The sequence below is a fragment of the Thermogutta hypogea genome, assembly GCF_055386265.1.
Genome location: NZ_AP042425.1, coordinates 1,777,824 through 1,796,818 on the forward strand (window position 1 = coordinate 1,777,824; position 18,995 = coordinate 1,796,818).

14 protein-coding genes are annotated in these 18,995 nt (G+C 60.3%); 3 read left to right on the forward strand and 11 right to left on the reverse strand.

Features of this window, described 5'->3' with window-relative positions; all coding sequences use genetic code 11:
• The first annotated feature begins 128 nt into the window (after positions 1 to 128).
• Entirely contained in the window at positions 129 to 3,542 is a 3,414-nt protein-coding gene (locus ACZ5B4_RS06390) for an isoleucine--tRNA ligase (RefSeq protein ID WP_464913600.1), read from the forward strand.
• 9 nt (positions 3,543 to 3,551) lie between these two features.
• Here the strand turns inward: ACZ5B4_RS06390 and ACZ5B4_RS06395 are convergent, their stop codons facing one another.
• The 7 genes from ACZ5B4_RS06395 to ACZ5B4_RS06425 all read right to left on the reverse strand — a co-directional run bounded on the left by ACZ5B4_RS06395 (position 3,552) and on the right by ACZ5B4_RS06425 (position 11,897).
• Positions 3,552 to 5,258, reverse strand: a complete 1,707-nt coding sequence (locus tag ACZ5B4_RS06395) for a sulfatase family protein (protein WP_464913601.1) — start codon at positions 5,256 to 5,258, stop codon at positions 3,552 to 3,554.
• Between the two features lie 93 nt (positions 5,259 to 5,351).
• Positions 5,352 to 6,539: an iron-containing alcohol dehydrogenase family protein gene (locus ACZ5B4_RS06400; protein ID WP_464913602.1), complete on the reverse strand. Its 1,188-nt coding sequence runs from the start codon at positions 6,537 to 6,539 to the stop codon at positions 5,352 to 5,354.
• A 158-nt stretch (positions 6,540 to 6,697) separates the two neighbouring features.
• Positions 6,698 to 7,744, reverse strand: a complete 1,047-nt coding sequence (locus tag ACZ5B4_RS06405) for a uroporphyrinogen decarboxylase family protein (protein WP_464913603.1) — start codon at positions 7,742 to 7,744, stop codon at positions 6,698 to 6,700.
• 285 nt (positions 7,745 to 8,029) lie between these two features.
• Entirely contained in the window at positions 8,030 to 8,794 is a 765-nt protein-coding gene (locus ACZ5B4_RS06410; RefSeq protein ID WP_464913604.1) for a DUF1638 domain-containing protein, read from the reverse strand.
• Positions 8,795 to 8,872: 78 nt separating this feature from the next.
• Entirely contained in the window at positions 8,873 to 10,087 is a 1,215-nt protein-coding gene (locus ACZ5B4_RS06415; protein ID WP_464913605.1) for a uroporphyrinogen decarboxylase family protein, read from the reverse strand.
• A 30-nt stretch (positions 10,088 to 10,117) separates the two neighbouring features.
• Entirely contained in the window at positions 10,118 to 10,990 is an 873-nt protein-coding gene (locus tag ACZ5B4_RS06420; RefSeq protein ID WP_464913606.1) for a homocysteine S-methyltransferase family protein, read from the reverse strand.
• A 34-nt stretch (positions 10,991 to 11,024) separates the two neighbouring features.
• A complete protein-coding gene (locus tag ACZ5B4_RS06425; RefSeq protein ID WP_464913607.1) occupies positions 11,025 to 11,897 on the reverse strand; it encodes a dihydropteroate synthase in 873 nt (290 codons plus the stop codon).
• Positions 11,898 to 12,084: 187 nt separating this feature from the next.
• Between ACZ5B4_RS06425 and ACZ5B4_RS06430 the strand changes: the two genes are divergently transcribed.
• Positions 12,085 to 12,890 (forward strand): IS5 family transposase gene (locus ACZ5B4_RS06430; protein ID WP_464913989.1). Its coding sequence is split into 2 segments (ribosomal slippage): positions 12,085 to 12,430 and positions 12,430 to 12,890, totalling 807 coding nucleotides; the frame shifts between segments, so codons are not numbered across the junction.
• A gap of 159 nt (positions 12,891 to 13,049) precedes the next feature.
• Here the strand turns inward: ACZ5B4_RS06430 and ACZ5B4_RS06435 are convergent.
• From ACZ5B4_RS06435 to murB, 4 genes are all read right to left on the reverse strand, one after another.
• The gene (locus tag ACZ5B4_RS06435; RefSeq protein WP_464913608.1) at positions 13,050 to 14,702 is read right to left on the reverse strand and encodes a methylenetetrahydrofolate reductase C-terminal domain-containing protein; all 1,653 of its coding nucleotides are present in this window, start codon (positions 14,700 to 14,702) and stop codon (positions 13,050 to 13,052) included.
• A gap of 196 nt (positions 14,703 to 14,898) precedes the next feature.
• Positions 14,899 to 15,549 (reverse strand): corrinoid protein, encoded by a 651-nt coding sequence (locus tag ACZ5B4_RS06440; protein WP_464913609.1) that lies wholly within the window; start codon positions 15,547 to 15,549, stop codon positions 14,899 to 14,901.
• A 180-nt stretch (positions 15,550 to 15,729) separates the two neighbouring features.
• Complete coding sequence (locus ACZ5B4_RS06445; RefSeq protein ID WP_464913610.1) at positions 15,730 to 16,542, reverse strand: cell division protein FtsQ/DivIB; 813 nt, start codon at positions 16,540 to 16,542, stop codon at positions 15,730 to 15,732.
• Between the two features lie 538 nt (positions 16,543 to 17,080).
• Positions 17,081 to 17,959 (reverse strand): UDP-N-acetylmuramate dehydrogenase, encoded by an 879-nt coding sequence (murB, locus tag ACZ5B4_RS06450; RefSeq protein WP_464913611.1) that lies wholly within the window; start codon positions 17,957 to 17,959, stop codon positions 17,081 to 17,083.
• A 344-nt stretch (positions 17,960 to 18,303) separates the two neighbouring features.
• Here murB and pgsA point away from each other — a divergent pair, with 344 nt between their 5' ends.
• Positions 18,304 to 18,936 (forward strand): CDP-diacylglycerol--glycerol-3-phosphate 3-phosphatidyltransferase, encoded by a 633-nt coding sequence (pgsA, locus tag ACZ5B4_RS06455; RefSeq protein WP_464913612.1) that lies wholly within the window; start codon positions 18,304 to 18,306, stop codon positions 18,934 to 18,936.
• The last annotated feature ends 59 nt before the right edge of the window (positions 18,937 to 18,995 follow it).

Sequence of the window (18,995 nt, forward strand, 5' to 3'; positions counted from 1 at the left end):
TCGAATTCCTGTTTCCTGCTCGGTCAAAGGAGTCGGGGGGCGTTCGTCGGCCCCCCCGATTCACGATGTGCCGACCTATCGTCGACTTCATCTTGGTTATTTCTTTCTTGGGATAGATGGCTAGGGCTATGTTCGAACCGGTGGATCGGAACTTGACGTTTCCAAAGCTCGAGGAACGGATTTGCAAGTTTTGGAAAGAGCAGGACATCTACCGCCGCTGCCTCGATCTGCGGCGGGGCGGGCCGCGTTTCGTGTTTTACGAGGGGCCGCCCACCGCAAACGGTCTGCCTCACCCGGGACACTGCTTGACCCGCGCCATCAAGGATCTGTTTCCCCGTTACAAGACCATGCGGGGATACTACTGCGAGCGGCGCGCGGGTTGGGATACGCACGGACTCCCGGTCGAAGTGGAGGTGTGCAAAGAGCTGGGCATCCACTCCAAGCAGGAAATCGAGCGGTTCGGGGTGGAGCCGTTCATTCGCCGTTGTTTGGAAAGCGTGTTTCGCTACACCAAGGAATGGGAACAGCTCACGGAGCGGATCGGTTTTTGGATTCGACTCGACGATGCCTACGTGACCTATCACCAGAGCTATGTCGAAAGCGTGTGGTGGGCGCTGAAGGAGTTGTTCCGCCGCGGCCTGCTGTACCAGGGCTATAAGATCGTTTGGTGGTGGGCCCAGGGCGGCACCGCTCTCTCGTCGGGCGAGGTGGGCCAGGGATATCGCGAGGTCGCGGATCCCAGCGTCTACGTGCGATTTCCACTGCTGGATGATCCGGACGTCGATTTGATCGTGTGGACGACCACGCCGTGGACGCTGCCGAGCAATCAATTCGCTGCCGTATCCCCCGACTTGAGATATTGCCGCATCCGATTCGAAGGCGACGAGCGAGATTGCATCGTGGCGGCCGCGCTGGTCGATACGATCGCACAAAAGTTGGGGAAGCAGTACCGTGTTTTGGGTGAATTCGCGGGCGAAGCGCTGCTGGGCAAACGATACCGACCGCCGTTCGACTACTATTGGAAAACCTTGGGCGATCGGCAAGGCCGATTGAAGACCGGCGGGCGCGAGTACCTCGCTTGGCGCGTGGTTCCCGCCGACTTTGTGACGATCGACACCGGCACCGGTATCGTTCACCAAGCTCCCGCCTTCGGTGAAGTGGATTACGAGGTGCTTCTTCGCGAGCAAGCGAGATTCTTGCCCGGCGAGGGGCCGGAATTGATTTGCGCCGTCGCCCCCGATGGGACGTTTACGGCCGATGTCCCGGATTACCAGGGGCGCTGGGTCAAGGATTGCGATCGCGACATCATTCGCCAAATGCGAGCCGGCGGCCTCTTGCTGCATTTCGAACAGTATGTGCACGATTATCCGTTTTGCTGGCGGGCGGAAGAGGACCCCTTGATCCAGTATCCGCGGAAAAGCTGGTTTATTCGCACCACGGCATTTCGAGACGCGATGTTGGCCAACAATCGTCGCATCGGTTGGTTGCCGGAAAACATCCGCGACGGCCGGTTCGGCAATTTCTTGGAAAGCAACGTGGATTGGGCGCTTTCGCGAGAAAGGTTTTGGGGTACGCCGCTGCCGATCTGGGTTTGCGAACGCACCGGCAACATGGAAGCCGTGGGGTCTTACGCGGAATTGCTCGCCAAACCCGGGGTTCAAGGCACCGAAGTTTGGGAGCACACCAAAAAGGCCGATCCCGATTTGTCGGAACACCTGAAGGTACACAAGCCCTATATCGACGCCGTGACGTACGATTCGCCGTTTGCCGCGGGCGCACGGATGCGGCGGGTGCCGGAAGTCATCGACTGTTGGTTCGACTCGGGCGCCATGCCTTTCGCGCAATGGGGTTTTCCCCATCGGCCGGAATCCGCAACGCAGGTGGCAGAGAACTTTCCCGCCGATTTCATCAGCGAAGCCATCGATCAAACGCGAGGCTGGTTTTACAGCCTGCTGGCCATCAGTACCTTGTTGTTCGGCCCGCGAGAAGGGGAACAAGCGGGCAGCGCCGAGGAGTTTCGCGAGGAAATCACGCCGAAGATCGAGTATCCCCATCCGTTTCGCAATTGCGTGGTTCTGGGGCTGATGCTCGGCGAAGACGGGCAGAAGATGTCCAAGAGCAAACGCAATTATCGCGAACCGCAAGAGATATTCGATCGTTACGGGGCGGACGCCCTGCGATGGTACTTCTTCGCCAATCAAGCCCCGTGGACGTCGATTCGCTACAATGAGCAGGCGATCCGAGAGAGCGTGCCCGAATTCCTGTTGCGACTGTGGAACGTGTACAGCTTTTTCGTGATCTACGCCAACATCGACGGTTGGGATCCCGCCAAAGGCTGGACGGATGCGGTGGGCGACCTGAAGCCGACCGTTTTGGCTCGGGGCGAAGGCTACCGCCCTCCGCGTGAACGCGCAGAGCTGGATCGCTGGATTCTCAGCGAGCTACATCACACGGCGGCTCGAGTCCGCCAAGCGATGGATGCCTACGACAACCTCTCGGCCGCTCAGGCCATTCAATCGTTCGTAGACGCCTTGGCCAATTGGTACGTCCGCCGCAGTCGCGCGCGGTTTTGGTCGGGCACTTGGGACGCGGCGAAGACGGATGCCTATTGGACGCTCTATGAGTGCATGGTCACGACGGTCAAGATGACCGCCCCGTTCGTGCCGTTCATCTCGGAGGAGATCTGGCGGAATCTGGTCGTGACTCCGTTCGGCGATCGAGCGAAAATCAGCGTTCACTTGTGCGACTATCCCCAGCCTGAACCCGACTACTTGGACGCCGTTCTATGCGAACGGATGGGCGCCGTGCGGGACTTCGTCTCGCTTGGTCGTTCAGCCCGGGCGGCTGCCAAGCTCAAGGTGCGTCAGCCGTTGTCGCGCGTGGAAATCATCCCGGTCGATCGTACCCACGAGATCTGGCTCAAGGAACACGCCGACTTGATCTGCGAAGAACTAAACGTGAAGACGGTGGACTGGCCGGCCGACGCCGACGCATATGTCGTTTTTTCCGTGCTTCCGGATTTCAAGCGGTTGGGCCCGCGATTGGGACGGCGGCTGCCGGCGCTGAAGGCTTGGCTGGCTTCGGCGAACGGTGCGGCCGTTCAACACGCCCTGCAAGAGACCGGTGAGTTGACGGTGAAGCTGCCCGACGGAGACATCGTATTGACCCGGGACGATGTCCAGGTCCGCCTGGCTGCGCGGCCCGGTTGGACCGCCGCCCATGGGCCGCGCGGTGTGGTGGTGCTGGCGACGGAGTTGACGCCCGATTTGATCGCGGAAGGCATGGTCCGTGATCTCGTGCACGTCGTTCAAAATCGACGCAAGGAGTTGGATTTGGATTTCACCGATCGAATCCGGCTCGGCATCCGCACCGACTCCGAGGAATTGAAGACCGCCCTGCGCGATTTTGAAGAGTATATCAAGGGAGAAACGCTCGCCGTCCAAGTCACGGCGGGGCCGATTTCAGACGCGGAAGGGGTCCGATTGAAGCTCGGCGAGGCCGAGGTCGAAATCTTCGTGGTTCGTGCCGACGACTGCGCCTGAGATGAAACGCTACTGCTGCGGTTGCGCAGCGGGCAACGGCTCGAAGTCGTTCGGATTGACCCAATCCGCCCGTAAAGCCTCGCCTCGCATGAACCGCTCGTAGAAACCGCGGTGGCTCTCGTTCGCATAGGGATAACGGTCAAAGATGTCGCCTTGACCGTTTATGCGTGGGTCGCCTTGAGCTTGGAGCTCCTCCCTCATTTTCGCGGCTAACCGAAGCTTGATCTCGCGATGCTCCGGTGCGTCGGCCAGGTTATTGAGGCAGTCGCGATCGGATCGCAGGTCGTAAAGCTCCTCCTCAGGCCGCGGCCCGAAACACAATTGCCAGAAACGCGTATCGTCTCCGCGCCGCCGCAATTCAAGGATTTCGGTCTTGGTGGGGCCGCCGTCGCAATTCAGATAGCCGGTCTCGGGATTGCCCGCCGGCCAACGACCGGGCTCGAAGTTTCGCAAGTACAGCCACCCCTCCGCGATGATGCCCCGAATGGGATAGCCCCAATCATGAGGGCGGCCGACGTCATGCCGTTCCTTGCCGAGAAGCATGTGATCCCTCTCACGATCGACGATTCCGCCTTGATTCGCATGAAAGATCGGCACGAGGCTCTTTCCCGCCGGCGGATGCATGCCCGAATCATTCCACGGTATTCCGGCCACCTCCAGAAACGTCGGAGCGAAATCGGCGAAGCTGACGTAATCTTCGATAACGCGGCCGGGCGAGGCGATGCCTTGTTTCCACATGATGGCTAAGGGGAGGTGAGCAGACGCCTCGTAGCATTGCCCTTTTTCGCGGGGAAAGGGCGCGCCATTGTCCGCCGTCACAACGACCAGGGTATTGTCTAGAAGACCCTTCTCGTCGAGCAAGGTGAGCATCCTGACCAGGTGGCGGTCAAAATGCTCGATTTCGAATGCGTAGTCCAGAATATCGGTCCGCACCACTTCGTCGTCGGGCCAATAGCCGGGAACCCGGGTAACCTGCTCCACGGACTTGCCCCCCTTGGCGATGCCGGAGGCGTACTCGTAGCCGCGATGCGGCTCGACCGATCCGTACCAAAAACACCAAGGCCGGCCTTCGGGTACGGCCGCCAAAAAATCAGCAAAATTGCCGGCGTAATCATTGTTGGAAATACCGCTTGTCGGCGGCGGCGCTTTGCGTGCGTCGAACCCGTTGCCCGTTAGCGCCCGCGGCGATCCGTCCGCATGACGCGCGATCCCCGGCGCCCAGCCCTTTCCCGTCTTGCCGACGAAGTACCCTCGCTCAGCCAGAACCTCCGTGTAGACTTTGAACTTCGCGGGAAAAAACGCGGCGTGATTGCAAGCCTCTTCAAGCTGCCACGAATTACGTCCCGTGAGAATGGTGGCACGGCTGGGTGCGCATTTGGGGTTGGGTGTGTAAGCGTTGACAAAGAGCAATCCTTCCCGCGCGACGCGATCGAATCCCGGTGTTTGTACCCATGAACACCCATATGCCCCCATGTGGGGAAACGAAGCATCATCCGCGAGACACAAAAGAATGTTTGGGCGGTTCGGCTTTTGGGCATCTTCGGCGAAAAGCCGATCCGTCGAGCAGGCTGCCAAAAGGGACAGAACGACGTAAGCGGCATGGACGCTTCGGTAACCCGGTACCCGGCGCCGAATCGCACGGTACGGCAAGTTGGAGACGCAGCAGCTTGTGCTGGGGTGCTCCTTACGGTTCGAATCGCGATTTGTCCGCGGCATGACTCCGCCTCCCAGTATTGAGGAAGATTCTTTCGTTGCTGCTCACCCTCGGCTATACCGGATGAGACTTGGGCCCTCGCGACGTTGGAGCGGCTATCCCAAAATCTGCACAAAGAGGTTGCGGAGGGCTTCCGAGTCAACCGGTACCGGTGTCAGTTTACACGCTTCCGGAGTGGCTCGCATAGCGTGTTGCACCAAGCGGTCGAGATAATCCGGCGGCGATTGGGCGGGCGGCGTAAATTTGTCTGGCAGGCCGGCCTCGCGGAATAGCGTGGACACGCGATCCAATAGGGCCTGGATGGCTTGGTCGTCGATGGGTTGTCCGCCGCGGCAAAAATACACCAATTCTCGCAGTGAATCTTGCGCGGCCCCGGCCATGAAGCGAATAGCGACCGGACCGGCGATGGCGACGGCCCGGCCGTGCGGGATACCGAAGATTGCGCCCAGGGCGTGGGCCAAAGCGTGCCCTACGGTCAGCCCCGTCACATCGTAGGCCGCCCCGGACATGGTTGCCGCCAAGGCCAGCGCCGATCGGGCATCCATATCGGCGGCGTTGCCGAGTGCTCGCGGCAAATGATCCAGAATCAATCTCGCGGCATGGCCGCCCAACACGGCGGAGATGGGATTGCACATGCGGCTGAGACACGCCTCGACGGCCTGAATCAGGGCGTCGGCGGCGCAGGCCGCGAGAATCTCGGGCGGGCTCTCCGCGAGTAGGTCGGGATCGATGACGGCGACTTTCGGGTGCAAGCCTTCGCCGACCATGGCCGCTTTGGCGGGAAATTCCCACCCGGTGACCTCCGGTGCATAGTTGAATACCGCGATCGACGTCACCTCGCTGCCCGTCCCCGCCGTGGTGGGAACCGCGATGACGGGAGCGGATTCGGTGATCCTTCGGTGCGATTCATTGGCATTCGTGAAATCCCAGGGCCGGCCGGAGAGCTTGACGAGCGCCCCGATTCCCTTGGCCACGTCGATCACGCTGCCACCTCCGACGGCCACAATCAATTCGGCTCGCGATTTCTTATAGACTTCGGCGCCGGCCGTCACCAAGGATTGATCGGGTTCCGGACCGACTTCGAGGAAGGCTTCGGCGTGTACCCTCGCCGTTCGAAGGGCTTGCTGGACTTTGCGATAAACGGCCTCCATGCCGGAAATGTCTTGATAGCCCACCAGCAAGGCTCTCCAACCAAAGTCTTGAGCCAGCTCACCCAGCTTCCTGACGCTGCCTCGCCCGAAACGTACGACGGTCGGAAGTCGAAAAGTCCAGTTACGCAACATCGATCCTTCATCTCCTGCGAAGCGAAAGTATTTCGGCTCCGCCAAGCCCTTACCCGCAAACTGCTCGGGACGACCGGTGCGTCACCGCAATGACAAAGCTATGACAACGATGCTTGAAAAGCCGTTGCCCCGCCCATTCGGTGCGGTTTCGTTCCCAATCAGAAAGGCTCCGTCTGAACCGCGGCAGACGGATCGGGCCGGTGCGATCGTGCGTAATCGGCCAGCGCCATGAGATTGGGCGGCGGCGTTCCTCGCGGCACTTCGCATCCCGCCCCCACGATATAACGGTTGCCGGCCTCCAGGTGGCAGCGGCGGACTGCCTCCGTCACGTCCGCAGGGCTGCCGTTGCGAAGACACTTGACGGGATCGATGTTGCCCAACAAAACTTGCGAGGGGCCCATCTTTTCTCGGCCCGCAACAATCGGCACCATGAAGTCGAGGTCCACGATTTCGCATCCCAGACTTCCCATGCCGGACAAGATGCGGTTCGTATTGCCGCAGATATGCAAGCGTACCCGCCCGCCCATTGCGTGGATGGCATCCACCATCCGTTTTTCATACGGCAACACGAACTCTTCGTAGATTCGAGGTCCGACGAGGGATGCGGCCGCATCACCGATACCCACGATATCCACGCCGGCCTCGATTTGGGCCTTGGCGAACGACAGCTCCATCTCCAAGACGAACTCGAACAAATCGCGGACGAATTGCGGATCGTCGAAGAAGTCCGTCATTAAGGAATTGATACCACGCAGGTCGGCCGCTTCCGCGCACGGTCCTTCGATCCAGCCCTCGATGAGCAATTCTCCGCCCACACGCTTGCGAAACAGCTCGGCGGCTTTTACGCGATCCTCCATTCGGCCGCCGCCGAGGGGATCCGGCACGCGCAGGCGAGTCAGCGTCTTCTTGTCGGAGAGCAGGGCCTTATCTTCAACGATAGCGGGCGGTTGATCGTCGAAGTATTGGATGATCGCCCCGCAGTCGGCTGCCTCGCGGGCGGGGTCGGAGATACACGAGACGTAATCGAAGCCGAAAGTTTCAGCCGTCTTCAACTGGGCATCGACCAACACCCGGTGATCCGTCGCGTAATCGCCGTAGGGCACGCCGAGAACATCCGCGGCAAACATCATGGTGATGGGCATGAGCGGCAAACGATCGCTTTCCCCCGTCTCGATCATCGCAAGGACGCGTTCGTAACCGTTCATGATGCGTTTCCCCGGATTCCAGCCTGTGCCGTCTCAATCCAAGCAACATTTCCTCCCCGACCGGCAACCGCATCGGAACCGCCCCGCAGCCGTGCGTTCACGACGCACGTCATGATAGCGTTTCGCGGCAGGGGGAATCAAGCTGCCGTCCGGTATCAGGGCCGCGGCAAGCGAGACCCATGAGAAGAGCTGCGGATTCTGCCGCCTTCGCATGCCGCCGTTGTCAACGCCGACGTCATGGCAGAGTGCGGCCCGACGACGTCGGGACGTCTTCGGAGGAATTTCCTATGTCACCGTTGCGTCGCTACGGCACGGTATCGCCCGGACGATATCGGAATCGAACGAGGCCGCGATCTGCGAGCCCGGCGGAACGACAAGGAAGTCCTCGGGATTCCAATGGCCGTCCACCAGGTTTTGGAGGAGCCGCAAGTCACCCGCCAACGACTCGAAACGCCATCCTCGGCTTTCGGCGCGTTCTCGCGTCAGCTTCTCGAAATGATCGTCTTGCCCGGTACCCGTGCGGATGTACGCCAGCTTGCCGTAGTTCCGTGCGAGGTCTCCAAGTTGCTCCCGGAGGTAGCGGGCGTTTTCTTCGCCGTACTTGCGGACCCAAGCCTCGTAACTCTCCAACAGTCCCATCTTGCGAACGATCGAGTCGGGACCGTGTTGCGAAAGGTCTTCGCCTCGCTCGATCCAGCCCGGTGTTTGGAAATAGACCCCGGGATTGGCGTAAAAGTAGTCCAGATAGCGTTGCTTATCGCCGAGAAAGAGCGTGATGCAGTCGTGGGCCCGCGGCAGAACGAGCGGAATACCCCGCGCAGCCAGCCCGACCAAGCCATTGTTGCAGAGAGCGTAGGCCAACGCGATGGCTTCGTATCGCGACTCATCGACCGCCGCGATCGCTTGCCGAATTCGGGCCGACATGACCTGCGGCCCGACGTCGTGCAATCCTTTGGGCAGAAACGTGACATCGACGGTATTGATCGAGCGGGCAACGACGGCGCAGACCTCTCGATGAAATATCTCGCACGCGATGACCTGCAATCGCACGACGCCGTCTCCTTGCCGCTATAAGAATGCTGAAAGTGATCGAGGTGCGACGATGCTTCGTCTCCCGCGAAGCTGGATTCAGGGACGGATCGGATACCGCCCAACGCGCAGGGCGGTGTCGAACATGGCCGTAATATTCTCGGGCGGGCAATTGGCTTGGATATTGTGGACCGAGGCGAAGACGTATCCGCCGCCCGGGGCTAGGGCGGCGATATGGGCCTCGACTTCCGCGGCCACTTGCTCCGGCGTGCCGAAGGGGAGCGTCCGCTGGCAGTCACAAGAACCGCCCCAGAATGTCAACCGATCTCCGAATCGCTCTTTGAGCCGACGCGGATCCATGCCTCGCGCCGTGGTCTGAATGGGGTTCAGGATGTCGACGCCCATCTCGATCAGGGTCGGTATGAAGTCGAAAATGGCGCCGTCGTTGTGCATGAAGACCTTGAAATGCGTGTGTTCGTGAATCCAATCCAGCCCGCGCTTGTAAAACGGAAAAATCAATCGGCGAAACATCCGCGGGGAAAGGAAAGGCGCGTCTTGCGTCCCCAGGTCATCGTTGAATTGAACGATCTGTACGAATTCGCCCACGGCCGACGTGAACCGCCGGAGATTCTCGATCCACGCCTCGGTCAGGCGTTCGTATAAGGCTTGAACGTAGTCCGGTTCCTGAGCCAGCGTTATCATCCAGGCGGAAAAATCGCCTGTTCCCAGGCCGAAGAACAGCTCGTACGGCGGACCCATGGGAGCGACGACGGCGAAGTCGGTGTTCCGGTAGAGCGCTTCCGCGGCGGCCCGAAGCTCATCCAGTTCTTGTTGCGATAACAGGGGCAATTCCAGGGTATCGGGATCCGCATGTGCGGCACCGGGGTACTTGTCCAAGCGGTCGAAGTAGAGGCCGTCCTTGGGCATCCTGGCTATCGGTCGACCGTCGGGATGATAGAGCGTGAGGCTGCCGTCCTCTTCTTCGGCGGGTCGGAATCCGCCGGGAACCTCGACGGGCGTGCCGTCGAAGAGCCTCCACGGCTTCCAATCTTCGTTGCGGATACCGAAGGCCACCGCCTTACGGTTCAAACCGATAACATCCGCCCCGAATCGCTCCAGAATCGGCCGCTCCACCTCCGCCAGCATCTGATAAAGGTCGTAGACGCGGGTCGGCGTATCGATTCCAAGGTGCTGTTTGAGACGATGATAAGCCGATGCGGCGATGCCCGACTGCCGTGTGCCGCCCAAATCGATGGGAATCCGATCGAGCTCTTGATGGTTCAAGGCACAGAGGACGCGTTCACGAGACAACATCGATGGGTATCCCCGCCGTGACGGTATTGGCTATCGATTCAAACGACGCCGGATGGCCGCGATGAATGCCGGCGAGGTACCGCAACAGCCGCCGATAAAGGCAACGCCTAGCTCCACCAATTGCGGAACGTATTCGGCGAACTCTTCCGGCGTCATAACATAGGCGGCTTTGCCGTCGACGATTTGCGGCATTCCGGCATTGGCCTTGATCCAGATGGGACGGTCGGTGGCCGCTTTGAGCCTGCCGGCGATGGCGACGTAACCCTCGATTCCTTGGCCGCAATTCGCGCCGATCACATCGGCGCCCGCCTGGGCGAGGGTCTCCGCCGCTTGCTCCGGGGTAGTGCCCATCATGGTCCGGTCGCGTTGCTTGCCGGAATCGAACGACATGCAGGCGACGGTGAGCAATCCCGCGGCTTTGGCGGCGCGGACCGCCAAGACCGCCTCGTTTGGATCGGACATCGTCTCGACGACGACGGCATCCGCACCTGCTTGGGCCAATGCTTGCGTCTGTTCGAAGAAGGCTTCTTCCAACTCGGCCGCCGTTTTCTCGCCCATCATCAACAAGACGCCGGTCGGTCCGACGGAAGCGAAGACCGCGGCCCGGCCGTTCGCTGCGAGCCGCGATATCTCAACGCCCGCCCGGTTGATCTCCGCCACCCGATCCGCCAGTCCATGCTTTTCCAAGGTGATGCGATTCGCACCGAAGGTGTTCGTGAGAATGACGCGGCTGCCGGCCTCGACATAGTCGCGGGCCACGGACTCGACGGCTTGCGGATGAGAAAGGTTCCACTCATCAGGGCACGCTCCGACGGGAAGCCCGCGTTCTTGAAGCTGCGTACCCCAAGCACCGTCCGTTATGATGGGCCGGTCTTCCAACAACCTTTTCAATAGATCGGACATGAATGCTGCGCCTTTTTGAACAAGGGATAACGATTCAGCCCGCGTAGAAATTTCGCACATGCATCAGAGCTTCGAAACCGTCGGCCTGAAGGACGGCGCGCAGGCATTGCATGGCGGGGTGATCCTCGGGCAGCAATTCGTACTTCCGCTTGACCGAACCGATGATCATGTCGAGCCCCCGCGGCATGGCGATCGTCAGAAAAGCGCTTTCCAGTGCGCTCTTGACGGGTGTACCGTCTTTTCGCTTCGACGGCAGCATGACCGTGAAATTGCTCAACCCGACCGACATGTGTATCCCCGCAAGGTCGGGATCGGCATGGATTCGATCCATGGCGGTCACAAGCCGTTTCAAGTTACCCTCGGTATCTCCGGCAATCGGTGCGATCCCGGGATCAATGATGAGATCGTCGTTCGTGATGCCCGGACAATGCGTCCGTGCCGCTGCAACCAGGGCTTTCGCGGCTTGATACGTTTGCTCGGCCGTTCGGGCCGGAATGTGCCTGCCGTCGGCGGCCAGCTCGGTTGCCAGGAGAATCGGCCGAAAAGGCTGGACGGCGTAAAGCTCCCACATTTGTTCTCGGGCCACCGTGATCGAATTGAGAATCGGCTTTTCGCCCCCGGCAAGGTCTGCCTGGTATGCCGCAAGACCGGCCTTCGCAATGACCGGGTCGGGCGTGTCGATGGACAAGGGTTTTCGGGTCACCTGCTGGATTTGAACGACAAGGTCCGCCATGAACTCGGGCGACCTCGATCCCACGTTGACGTCGATGTAGGCCGCTCCCCCTGCGTCTTGGCTGCGGGCCAACTCCAGAATGCCGGGAATGTCTCCCGCCTCGAACAAGGCTTTCGTAGAGGGCACGGAATCGTTGATAGATTCCCCGATGATCGTCAAACCTTCTATTGCCATATCGCGTGCTCCCGGCAATCCCCTTGAACCAATCCGCAACTGCGAGACGCGGCTCGATCGAACGCGAACGAAGCGTCTAGGAATATGTTTTAGGGGTTCTAACAAAACCGCTCTTGCCTAGTCTTTGCAATGCTGCTTAACTCTCGGGCCAGCCTGGTTAGCCAACGGAAGTGTCAAGGAGGACATGATGGCGAAGCCGTTGTTGCCCGACGCGCTGTGGGAACGAATCCAGCCACACCTACCGCCCGAACGCCCCAAGCCGAAAGGAGGCCGGCCGCGTGTTCCCGATCGCGCCGCGCTGACGGGGATTCTTTTCGTGCTGAAGACCGGTTGCCCCTGGGAGTATCTTCCGAAGGAATTGGGTTGCGGAAGCGGCATGACGTGCTGGCGGCGACTCCGCGACTGGCATGCAGCCGGTGTGTGGAAGAAGATCTGGAGGCTGCTGCTGGACGAACTGGGGGCGGCCGGTCGCATCGACTGGTCAACATCGGCCATCGACAGTTGCTCCGTGCGGGCGCTTTTTGGGGGGCAAAGACCGGCCCGAATCCCACGGATCGCGGCAAGAATGGCTCGAAGCGCCATCTGATGGTCGACGGCAGCGGCACGCCTCTGGCGATTGCCCACACCGGCGCGAACTGTCACGACTCGGAGATGGCCGTTGCTCTGGTTGATGCCGTTCCTCCGATCAAACAACCTCGCGGCGCGCCGCGCAAGCGGCCCGACGAGGTGCTCGCGGATCGCGCGTATGACGCCGAGGCCAAGATTCGCAAGCCCTTGCGGAAGCGCGGCATTCGGCCGTTGATTGCCCGTCGCAACACCGAACATGGCAGTGGCCTGGGCAAGTTCCGCTACGTCGTCGAAGCCTGCTTCGATTGGCTGTTCAACTGGCGCCGTCTGCGGGTGCGTTACGAGAAACGACCGGATCTTCACGATGCGTTCCTGTTCATCGGTTGTGCCATGATCTGCTGGAACCGGGTCATGGAGTTTTGTTAGAGCCCCTTAATGGTTACGTCGCTGAATTGCGACGGGACGCTCCTTTCACGACCCGAGGAACTACCGGCTCGGCGGGAAAAGTCAGCGGTGTTCGAAAAAATGCGGGCACCCGGTGGAGGCGGTGAGAGGACTCGGGCTGAAAGCACGTTCCCCGCCGGTTCAATCTTTGCCGTCCTTGTCGGTCGGCGGAGCGTGGTGGTCGCGGTCCAGGAAGGTATTGGCCCAAGATGAAGTGTGCTGCAACGCCGCGTCGTAGATCACAGGCGAGCCTTCCAGAAAGCGATCGGTTTCTCCATAGGCCTTCAAACGTTGATACACCTTGGCCCATAGGCACTCTTTGTCTTTCAGTTCGCATTGGCCGTCCGCGGCCCCACCGCACGGACCGTTTCGACTGCACTTGGAGCACCACCGCTTGGGGCAAATGTAGGCACAGTCCGGCAGACTGCAATCGCCGCAATCCTGGCATCCGTACATCGCGAACTTGGCGAAACGCTCGGCGGTATATGCGGCCTTGGCGGGCAAAGAGGATGGGCGTTTGTCCCAACGGGCGTACAATTTTCGCAACAATCCCCACAGCCCGCGGTCTCGCGTGAATGCCAATCGATGAACGAGCCGGGAGATTCGGTAGCTCAGAGTCACGGACTTGTTTCGGCGGGGTCGCTCCAACGATTGCAAGTACTCGCGGTTGATGCGATCCGGGCTGCTCAAGCCCGTCTCCGGATCGTGTTCAAAAAAGAAAAACTCCCCCGGCAAAGAAAACCGGATCTCCGGGAGGAATTGCCGCCAGTCGTCAGGCCCGAAGGACTCGGCCGACTCGATGACCCGGAAAAAGGCCTCTGGAGAGTTCAATCCTCCAAGATAGCCGGCCGCGAAGCCCAACCCCTTGAATACGGCCAATTGCTTAGCCGCGAGTTCGTAAAAGAATCGAGCGCCGCGATCGGGACCGCCGCCGTATTTCTCGCAAAGGGCCAGCAATTCGTCGCTGACCACGCAACCCGGCAATCGACCGTCGTGGAATAGCTTGGCGATACCTTTCGTCAGGACGTAAACGTTGCCGATGACCGGCACACCGCGAATGCCTCGGGCTTGGAGGAATAGCTTAACCTCGTGAAATTTTCGCACGTCGTAGCCCAACTGGGTGATGACCCATTGAGCACCTGCGGCGATCTTTCGAATCAACTTGTAATACTGGGGTACCAATTCATGCTCGTAGCGTTTGAACGGAGAAACGGCACAGCCGATATAAAAGGCTGTCGGCCGGAGTCTTTCCCGCCCGCCTTTGCAGTTGGGGATTTCCAATCCCCGATTCATAGCCGCGAGGAGGCTGATCAGCCCGACGGAATCCAGATCGAATACCCCCGTGGGTCGCCCGCCGAAGCCGGTCGCGGGGTAGTCGCCGGTAAGTGCCAAGACGTTCCAAAGTTCTTGGGCCGCCAACCGCCAGGCGTACGATTCGAGCCCGCTGCGATTCATGTCTTTACAGGTAAGGTGGATGACGACCTTACCCTTACCTTGGGCCTCGGGGAGCAAAGCAGCCAATCCGTCCGGCGGTAGCATGGGAGAGCCGCCGGGATTGTCGGTGATCGACACCCAAGCAATGCGGGGATCACTCGCCAGTTCCCGGGCCAGAATGACGGGCGGAAGCCTCTCCGGCTCCGACGGCAGCCCCCGTGTGGAGACGATTTCGGCTCCGTAGACGAATGTACCGCTCTCGAGGGCACGCCGAAATGCCGAAGTCGGCGAGTCCGCGGCCGCCGACTCGCGGCGCGAGACATCGGGGTTGTCGGCGGGCAGCGTCGGTTCATCAGCCATAGCGCAACACTCCGGCGCATCACTCCGGGTTAATCGCCTCAGCGGCGGCGAAGTCTCGTCGGAAAACGCGCGCCCGGGAAACGAACTCCGAAGGTCGCTCAACGATCAGCGCGGCGCTTCCTCAGCCGATTCGAGCGACGTGACGCGCGGCATCCTCTCGCGCTTCGGCGGCGCCGCGGCCATCGACAGCCGAAGATCAGGCCGATGTTGCCAACTCCGCGGCCAACTTGCGAGCCAGAGCGACGGCTTCCGTCGCGTTCTCACTGTAGCCGTCCGCTCCGATCTGCGAGGCGAATTGTGGTGTGAGCGGCGCACCGCCGACCATGACGCGGACTTTGTCCCGCAGTCCGGCCGATTGAAGCCCTTCGATGACCGATTTCATGTTCGTCATCGTGGTCGTCAGCAGCGCCGACATCGCCACGATCGTGCCCTCTTTTTCTCGGGCCGATTCGACGAATTTTTCGGCAGGCACGTCCACGCCCAAGTCGATGACCTCGAAGCCGGCTCCCTCCAACATCGATGCCACCAGGTTCTTGCCGATGTCGTGGAGATCGCCCTTGACGGTACCGATCACAACGCGTCCGGCGCGTTGTGCTCCGCCGGCGGCCAGCAACGGCGTCAGTAGTTCCAGGGAAGCCTTCATCGCGCGGGCGGCAATGAGCAATTCCGGCACGAAGTACTCGTTGCAGGCGAAGCGGTTTCCCACCTCGTTCATCGCCGGAATCATGTATTTGGCGATCAACTCCGAAGGATCAACTTTGGCTTCCAGGGCTGCCTTGGTGACCTCCGCAGCAAGGCGGTGGTCTCCGTTGATAATGGCATCATAGAGTTGCGAATAGTCGGCCATAATCCCTCCGATTCGTGAAAGCGGAAATCGACGTGGCGTCGACTGCCGATCGCAGGAGGCCCAAGAGAATCCCCTCCCCTCGGTGCGTCTCCGATTCACCCGGTTATGTTAGCTCGACTCCACCGATGCTACAAGAGCCGATCCATCCGTGCGCCCGCTTTTCAAACGAGGATCGGAGAATCAGGGGAGCGTTCGTGGCTCCAATTCTTGAAGGGGAACGATCCGTACCGCGTTCACCGGGCGTAGATCGAAAAGTTGGGGACCGATGAGGCCCTCCAAAGACCCGTGCTCCTGGTAATAGATAACAAGGCGCCGAATTTTCACCTCGGTGCTAGCCTCATCACCGCGCGGAACATCCGGCGGCGATCCCCAGATTACCCGCGAGCCGCCTCTCGTTTGCAATTCCAACAACAAATCCGAACGGCTCGCCGGTTCGGTTTGCGTTGGAATGATGCGGGCGAGCTGCAATTGCGTCCAATAGGGAGATAAGATTTCGGCGAGCTTGGCGGCCGCCTCGACACGTGGATCGCCCCAGGGCCGGCCGGCCGCATCGCTCGGCGGGGTTTGGATTCCTTCGATGCGTGGGTAACGCGCTGCCTCTTGCGGCGTAAAGTCACCGGTCGGAAGCAGAACACCGTTGACATCCACGGGGAGCAATCCCTCGGGTACCCGGACCATAGCCACGGGCTTGCGGTATTCGCAGGCAATGTGGACGCGGGCGGGGAAGGTTTTTCGGACCTGGTTGACGGCGGCGATCCAGGGATGGGCCGCAGCCGCATGATAAATCCGCTCGGTCAGATTGTCGTCGAGAATGGAAAGATGGCTGAAGTGGCCGAGGTACGCAAGAATCTCGGGCCGCAAATCGTGGTGGATCCACTCCGGAGGATCGGGAAGAACGAGAGTCTCCGCTGTTACGTCGTATCGGGGATCGATCGCGAGCTGCGCTCCGGCCTGCTTCCAAAGCAAATTCCAAAAAGCCAAAAGCGTTAACATGGCAAGAGCTAGCGCAGCGAAGGCACGCCCGAGCCAAGATATCCTCGATGCCGACGCCTTCGGCCTCTCCGCGGACATCTTGCCGACCTTCGCTGACTCAGCGGACATCGTCAACTCCGCCTCTTCCACGAAATAATCATGGCATCGCCAAATCTCGAAACGTCGATTCCCGGGTGAGCCGGATGGACGGACGGTATCCCCGCTCCGAGCGACTCGTTTCCGATCGGGTTCTCGTCGAGGAAATCCCCGGGTGCGCTTTCCAATAGGAGGCGGTCTGTCAATGGTGGAGCGGGCTGCCTCTCTTGCGGCTCTCCGTCGGGGAAAAATCCCACGATCGCACAAATCGCGATATCATGGCGCAGGATCGGATGCCGCCCCTATTCGTTCATCGTCGCGACTGTGACGAATTCGGCACGGCGGCCAAGATCGCCAACACGATCGTTCCGAACGTCGCAGCAACGATGACCGCCGCAATCCGTCCGGTAAAGTCTTCGCAACCGGTAAGAGCGATCGGCGGGACGCTCGAAAGGAATCGAAATCACCAGATTTCCAGGTCCAATTCGAGCTGCACGCCGAGTCGGTTTTGAACTTGCGTGCGGACGGTATCGATGATTCGCATGATATCGTTGGCCGAGCAGTTGGCCTCCGCTACCACGAAATTGACGTTTCGCTCACACAGGGTAGCGCCGCCGATCTGGGTCCCTTTCAGGCCGGCCGCCTCGATCAGCTCGGCCGCCGAGGCACCGCGTGGATCCTTGAACAACCGTGCGGAATTCTGATGTCCCAAAGGCTGACCGGCCTTCCTCAGAATCCACAGTTTGTGGAGGCGTCGCGTCAAATCCGCCGGGTCTTCCGGCGTCAATTCCAATTCCACCTCCACAATCACGGAGTCGTCCAGCGTGCTCTTGCGGCGGCTGAAGAGGATTTCGCGGTGCGTTCTGGTTTCGATCACACCGGAGAGGGTAACGACCTCCACCCGCCGGACCCATTCGCCGATATCCCCGCTGTGGGTGCCGACGTTTCCCTGGACGGCGCCGCCGACCGTTCCCGGGATGGCAACCAAGGTTTCCAGTCCGCCGAATCCCTCATGGGCGGCAAAAGTCACCACCCGCGTCAACGAAGCCCCGCCGCCGACGATAATGCGGTTTTCCTGCGACCGCATATCCATGAAGGCCGGACAGCCCAGATGCACCACCAAGCCGGGAACGCCTTCGTCACGGACCAGAATATTGGACCCGGCACCTAGGACGCGAACCGGCAGGCCCTCTTGCTTGGCACGCGCGACCAGAGCCGCCAATTCCTCCGCCGTCCGCGGCTCGGCATAATACTGGGCCGGTCCGCCCAATCCCAACCAGGTATGCATTGCCAGTACTTCCGACGGCCGGACCACCTTTTCGAAGCCGGACCAAGTGCCCATGACCAAGCCTTTCTATACTACCCAGCCGATTTCCTGCGATATGCCCCTGATTGGAACGGCGCGGCGCTTTTATGATTGTGCCCCGCGACCCGCATCCGGTCTAGGCGTTCTCAGCGGGTCTCGATCCGCGCTTGCGACTTTTGGCTGCGTTGTTCGGCAACGGCGTCGTCTGCTACAATTGCGTTATTCTACGGTCAAGGAGAAGTGGACGACAGTTGCAAACACGTTCGGATTCGCAAGAAGCAGCAATCGCGACGATCGCACGCCTCCCGCGGAATTGATGTCACGATGCATATCCGGAAGGCTGTCTTGCGGGACCCTTTCTTGCCACGGTCGAGGGACGCATGTCGAGTGCTTCGAGGGAGTCGAAAAGGCTGGCCGACAACCGGTGGTGGCGGAATTTGCCGAATCTACTCACCTTGTCACGAATCATTTTGGCCGTCGTTCTGTTCGTCGTTCTCTCGTTTCCGGCGTCGGCAACCTACCTCATCGGTTTGGCAATCTTCGTTTTGGCAGCGATTACCGATTTTCTGGACGGTTATTTGGCTCGCCGCTTTCATTTGGTCACTCCCTTGGGGCGAATACTAGATCCGTTTGCCGACAAGTTGGTTATCTGTGGAACGTTCGTATTCTTAGCGGCTTCACCGCGCATGTTGGAGACGCCTTGGGGACTGCATCCGTGGATTGTCGTCGTCATCATCGCCCGGGAGCTTCTGATCACGGGGCTTCGCAGCTTTCTTGAAGAGCGGCACGTGGACTTTTCGGCTCGTTGGTCGGGAAAAATCAAGATGGCGATCCAGTGCCTCTTGACCGTTGCGGCTTTCGTGTATCTTGCTTTCGACCAAGCCCCTCCCGGCTCGCCCGCCTGGTGTTGGATCAGCTTAGTAGTGTTGACGTACGCTGCCTTGCTGGTCACGGTGTACTCGGGATATCGATATGTGTGCATTGCCGCGCCCCATTTGAAAGAAGTGTTATGACGACGCCGACCGATGTCGGCGGTCGAGGCGGTGTCGGTGCGGCAGGCTTGCTGTGTCCA

Bases quoted from the DNA above. Each gene is read 5' to 3' on its own strand.
- murB (WP_464913611.1), bottom strand. From the start codon at position 17,959: ATGGGCACTTGGTCCGGCTTCGAAAAGGTGGTCCGGCCGTCGGAAGTA.
- ACZ5B4_RS06400 (WP_464913602.1), bottom strand. From the start codon at position 6,539: ATGTTGCGTAACTGGACTTTTCGACTTCCGACCGTCGTACGTTTCGGG.
- ACZ5B4_RS06440 (WP_464913609.1), bottom strand. From the start codon at position 15,549: ATGGCCGACTATTCGCAACTCTATGATGCCATTATCAACGGAGACCAC.
- ACZ5B4_RS06435 (WP_464913608.1), bottom strand. From the start codon at position 14,702: ATGGCTGATGAACCGACGCTGCCCGCCGACAACCCCGATGTCTCGCGC.
- ACZ5B4_RS06405 (WP_464913603.1), bottom strand. From the start codon at position 7,744: ATGAACGGTTACGAACGCGTCCTTGCGATGATCGAGACGGGGGAAAGC.
- ACZ5B4_RS06445 (WP_464913610.1), bottom strand. From the start codon at position 16,542: ATGTTAACGCTTTTGGCTTTTTGGAATTTGCTTTGGAAGCAGGCCGGA.
- pgsA (WP_464913612.1), top strand. From the start codon at position 18,304: ATGTCGAGTGCTTCGAGGGAGTCGAAAAGGCTGGCCGACAACCGGTGG.
- ACZ5B4_RS06390 (WP_464913600.1), top strand. From the start codon at position 129: ATGTTCGAACCGGTGGATCGGAACTTGACGTTTCCAAAGCTCGAGGAA.
- ACZ5B4_RS06420 (WP_464913606.1), bottom strand. From the start codon at position 10,990: ATGTCCGATCTATTGAAAAGGTTGTTGGAAGACCGGCCCATCATAACG.
- ACZ5B4_RS06395 (WP_464913601.1), bottom strand. From the start codon at position 5,258: ATGCCGCGGACAAATCGCGATTCGAACCGTAAGGAGCACCCCAGCACA.
- ACZ5B4_RS06425 (WP_464913607.1), bottom strand. From the start codon at position 11,897: ATGGCAATAGAAGGTTTGACGATCATCGGGGAATCTATCAACGATTCC.
- ACZ5B4_RS06415 (WP_464913605.1), bottom strand. From the start codon at position 10,087: ATGTTGTCTCGTGAACGCGTCCTCTGTGCCTTGAACCATCAAGAGCTC.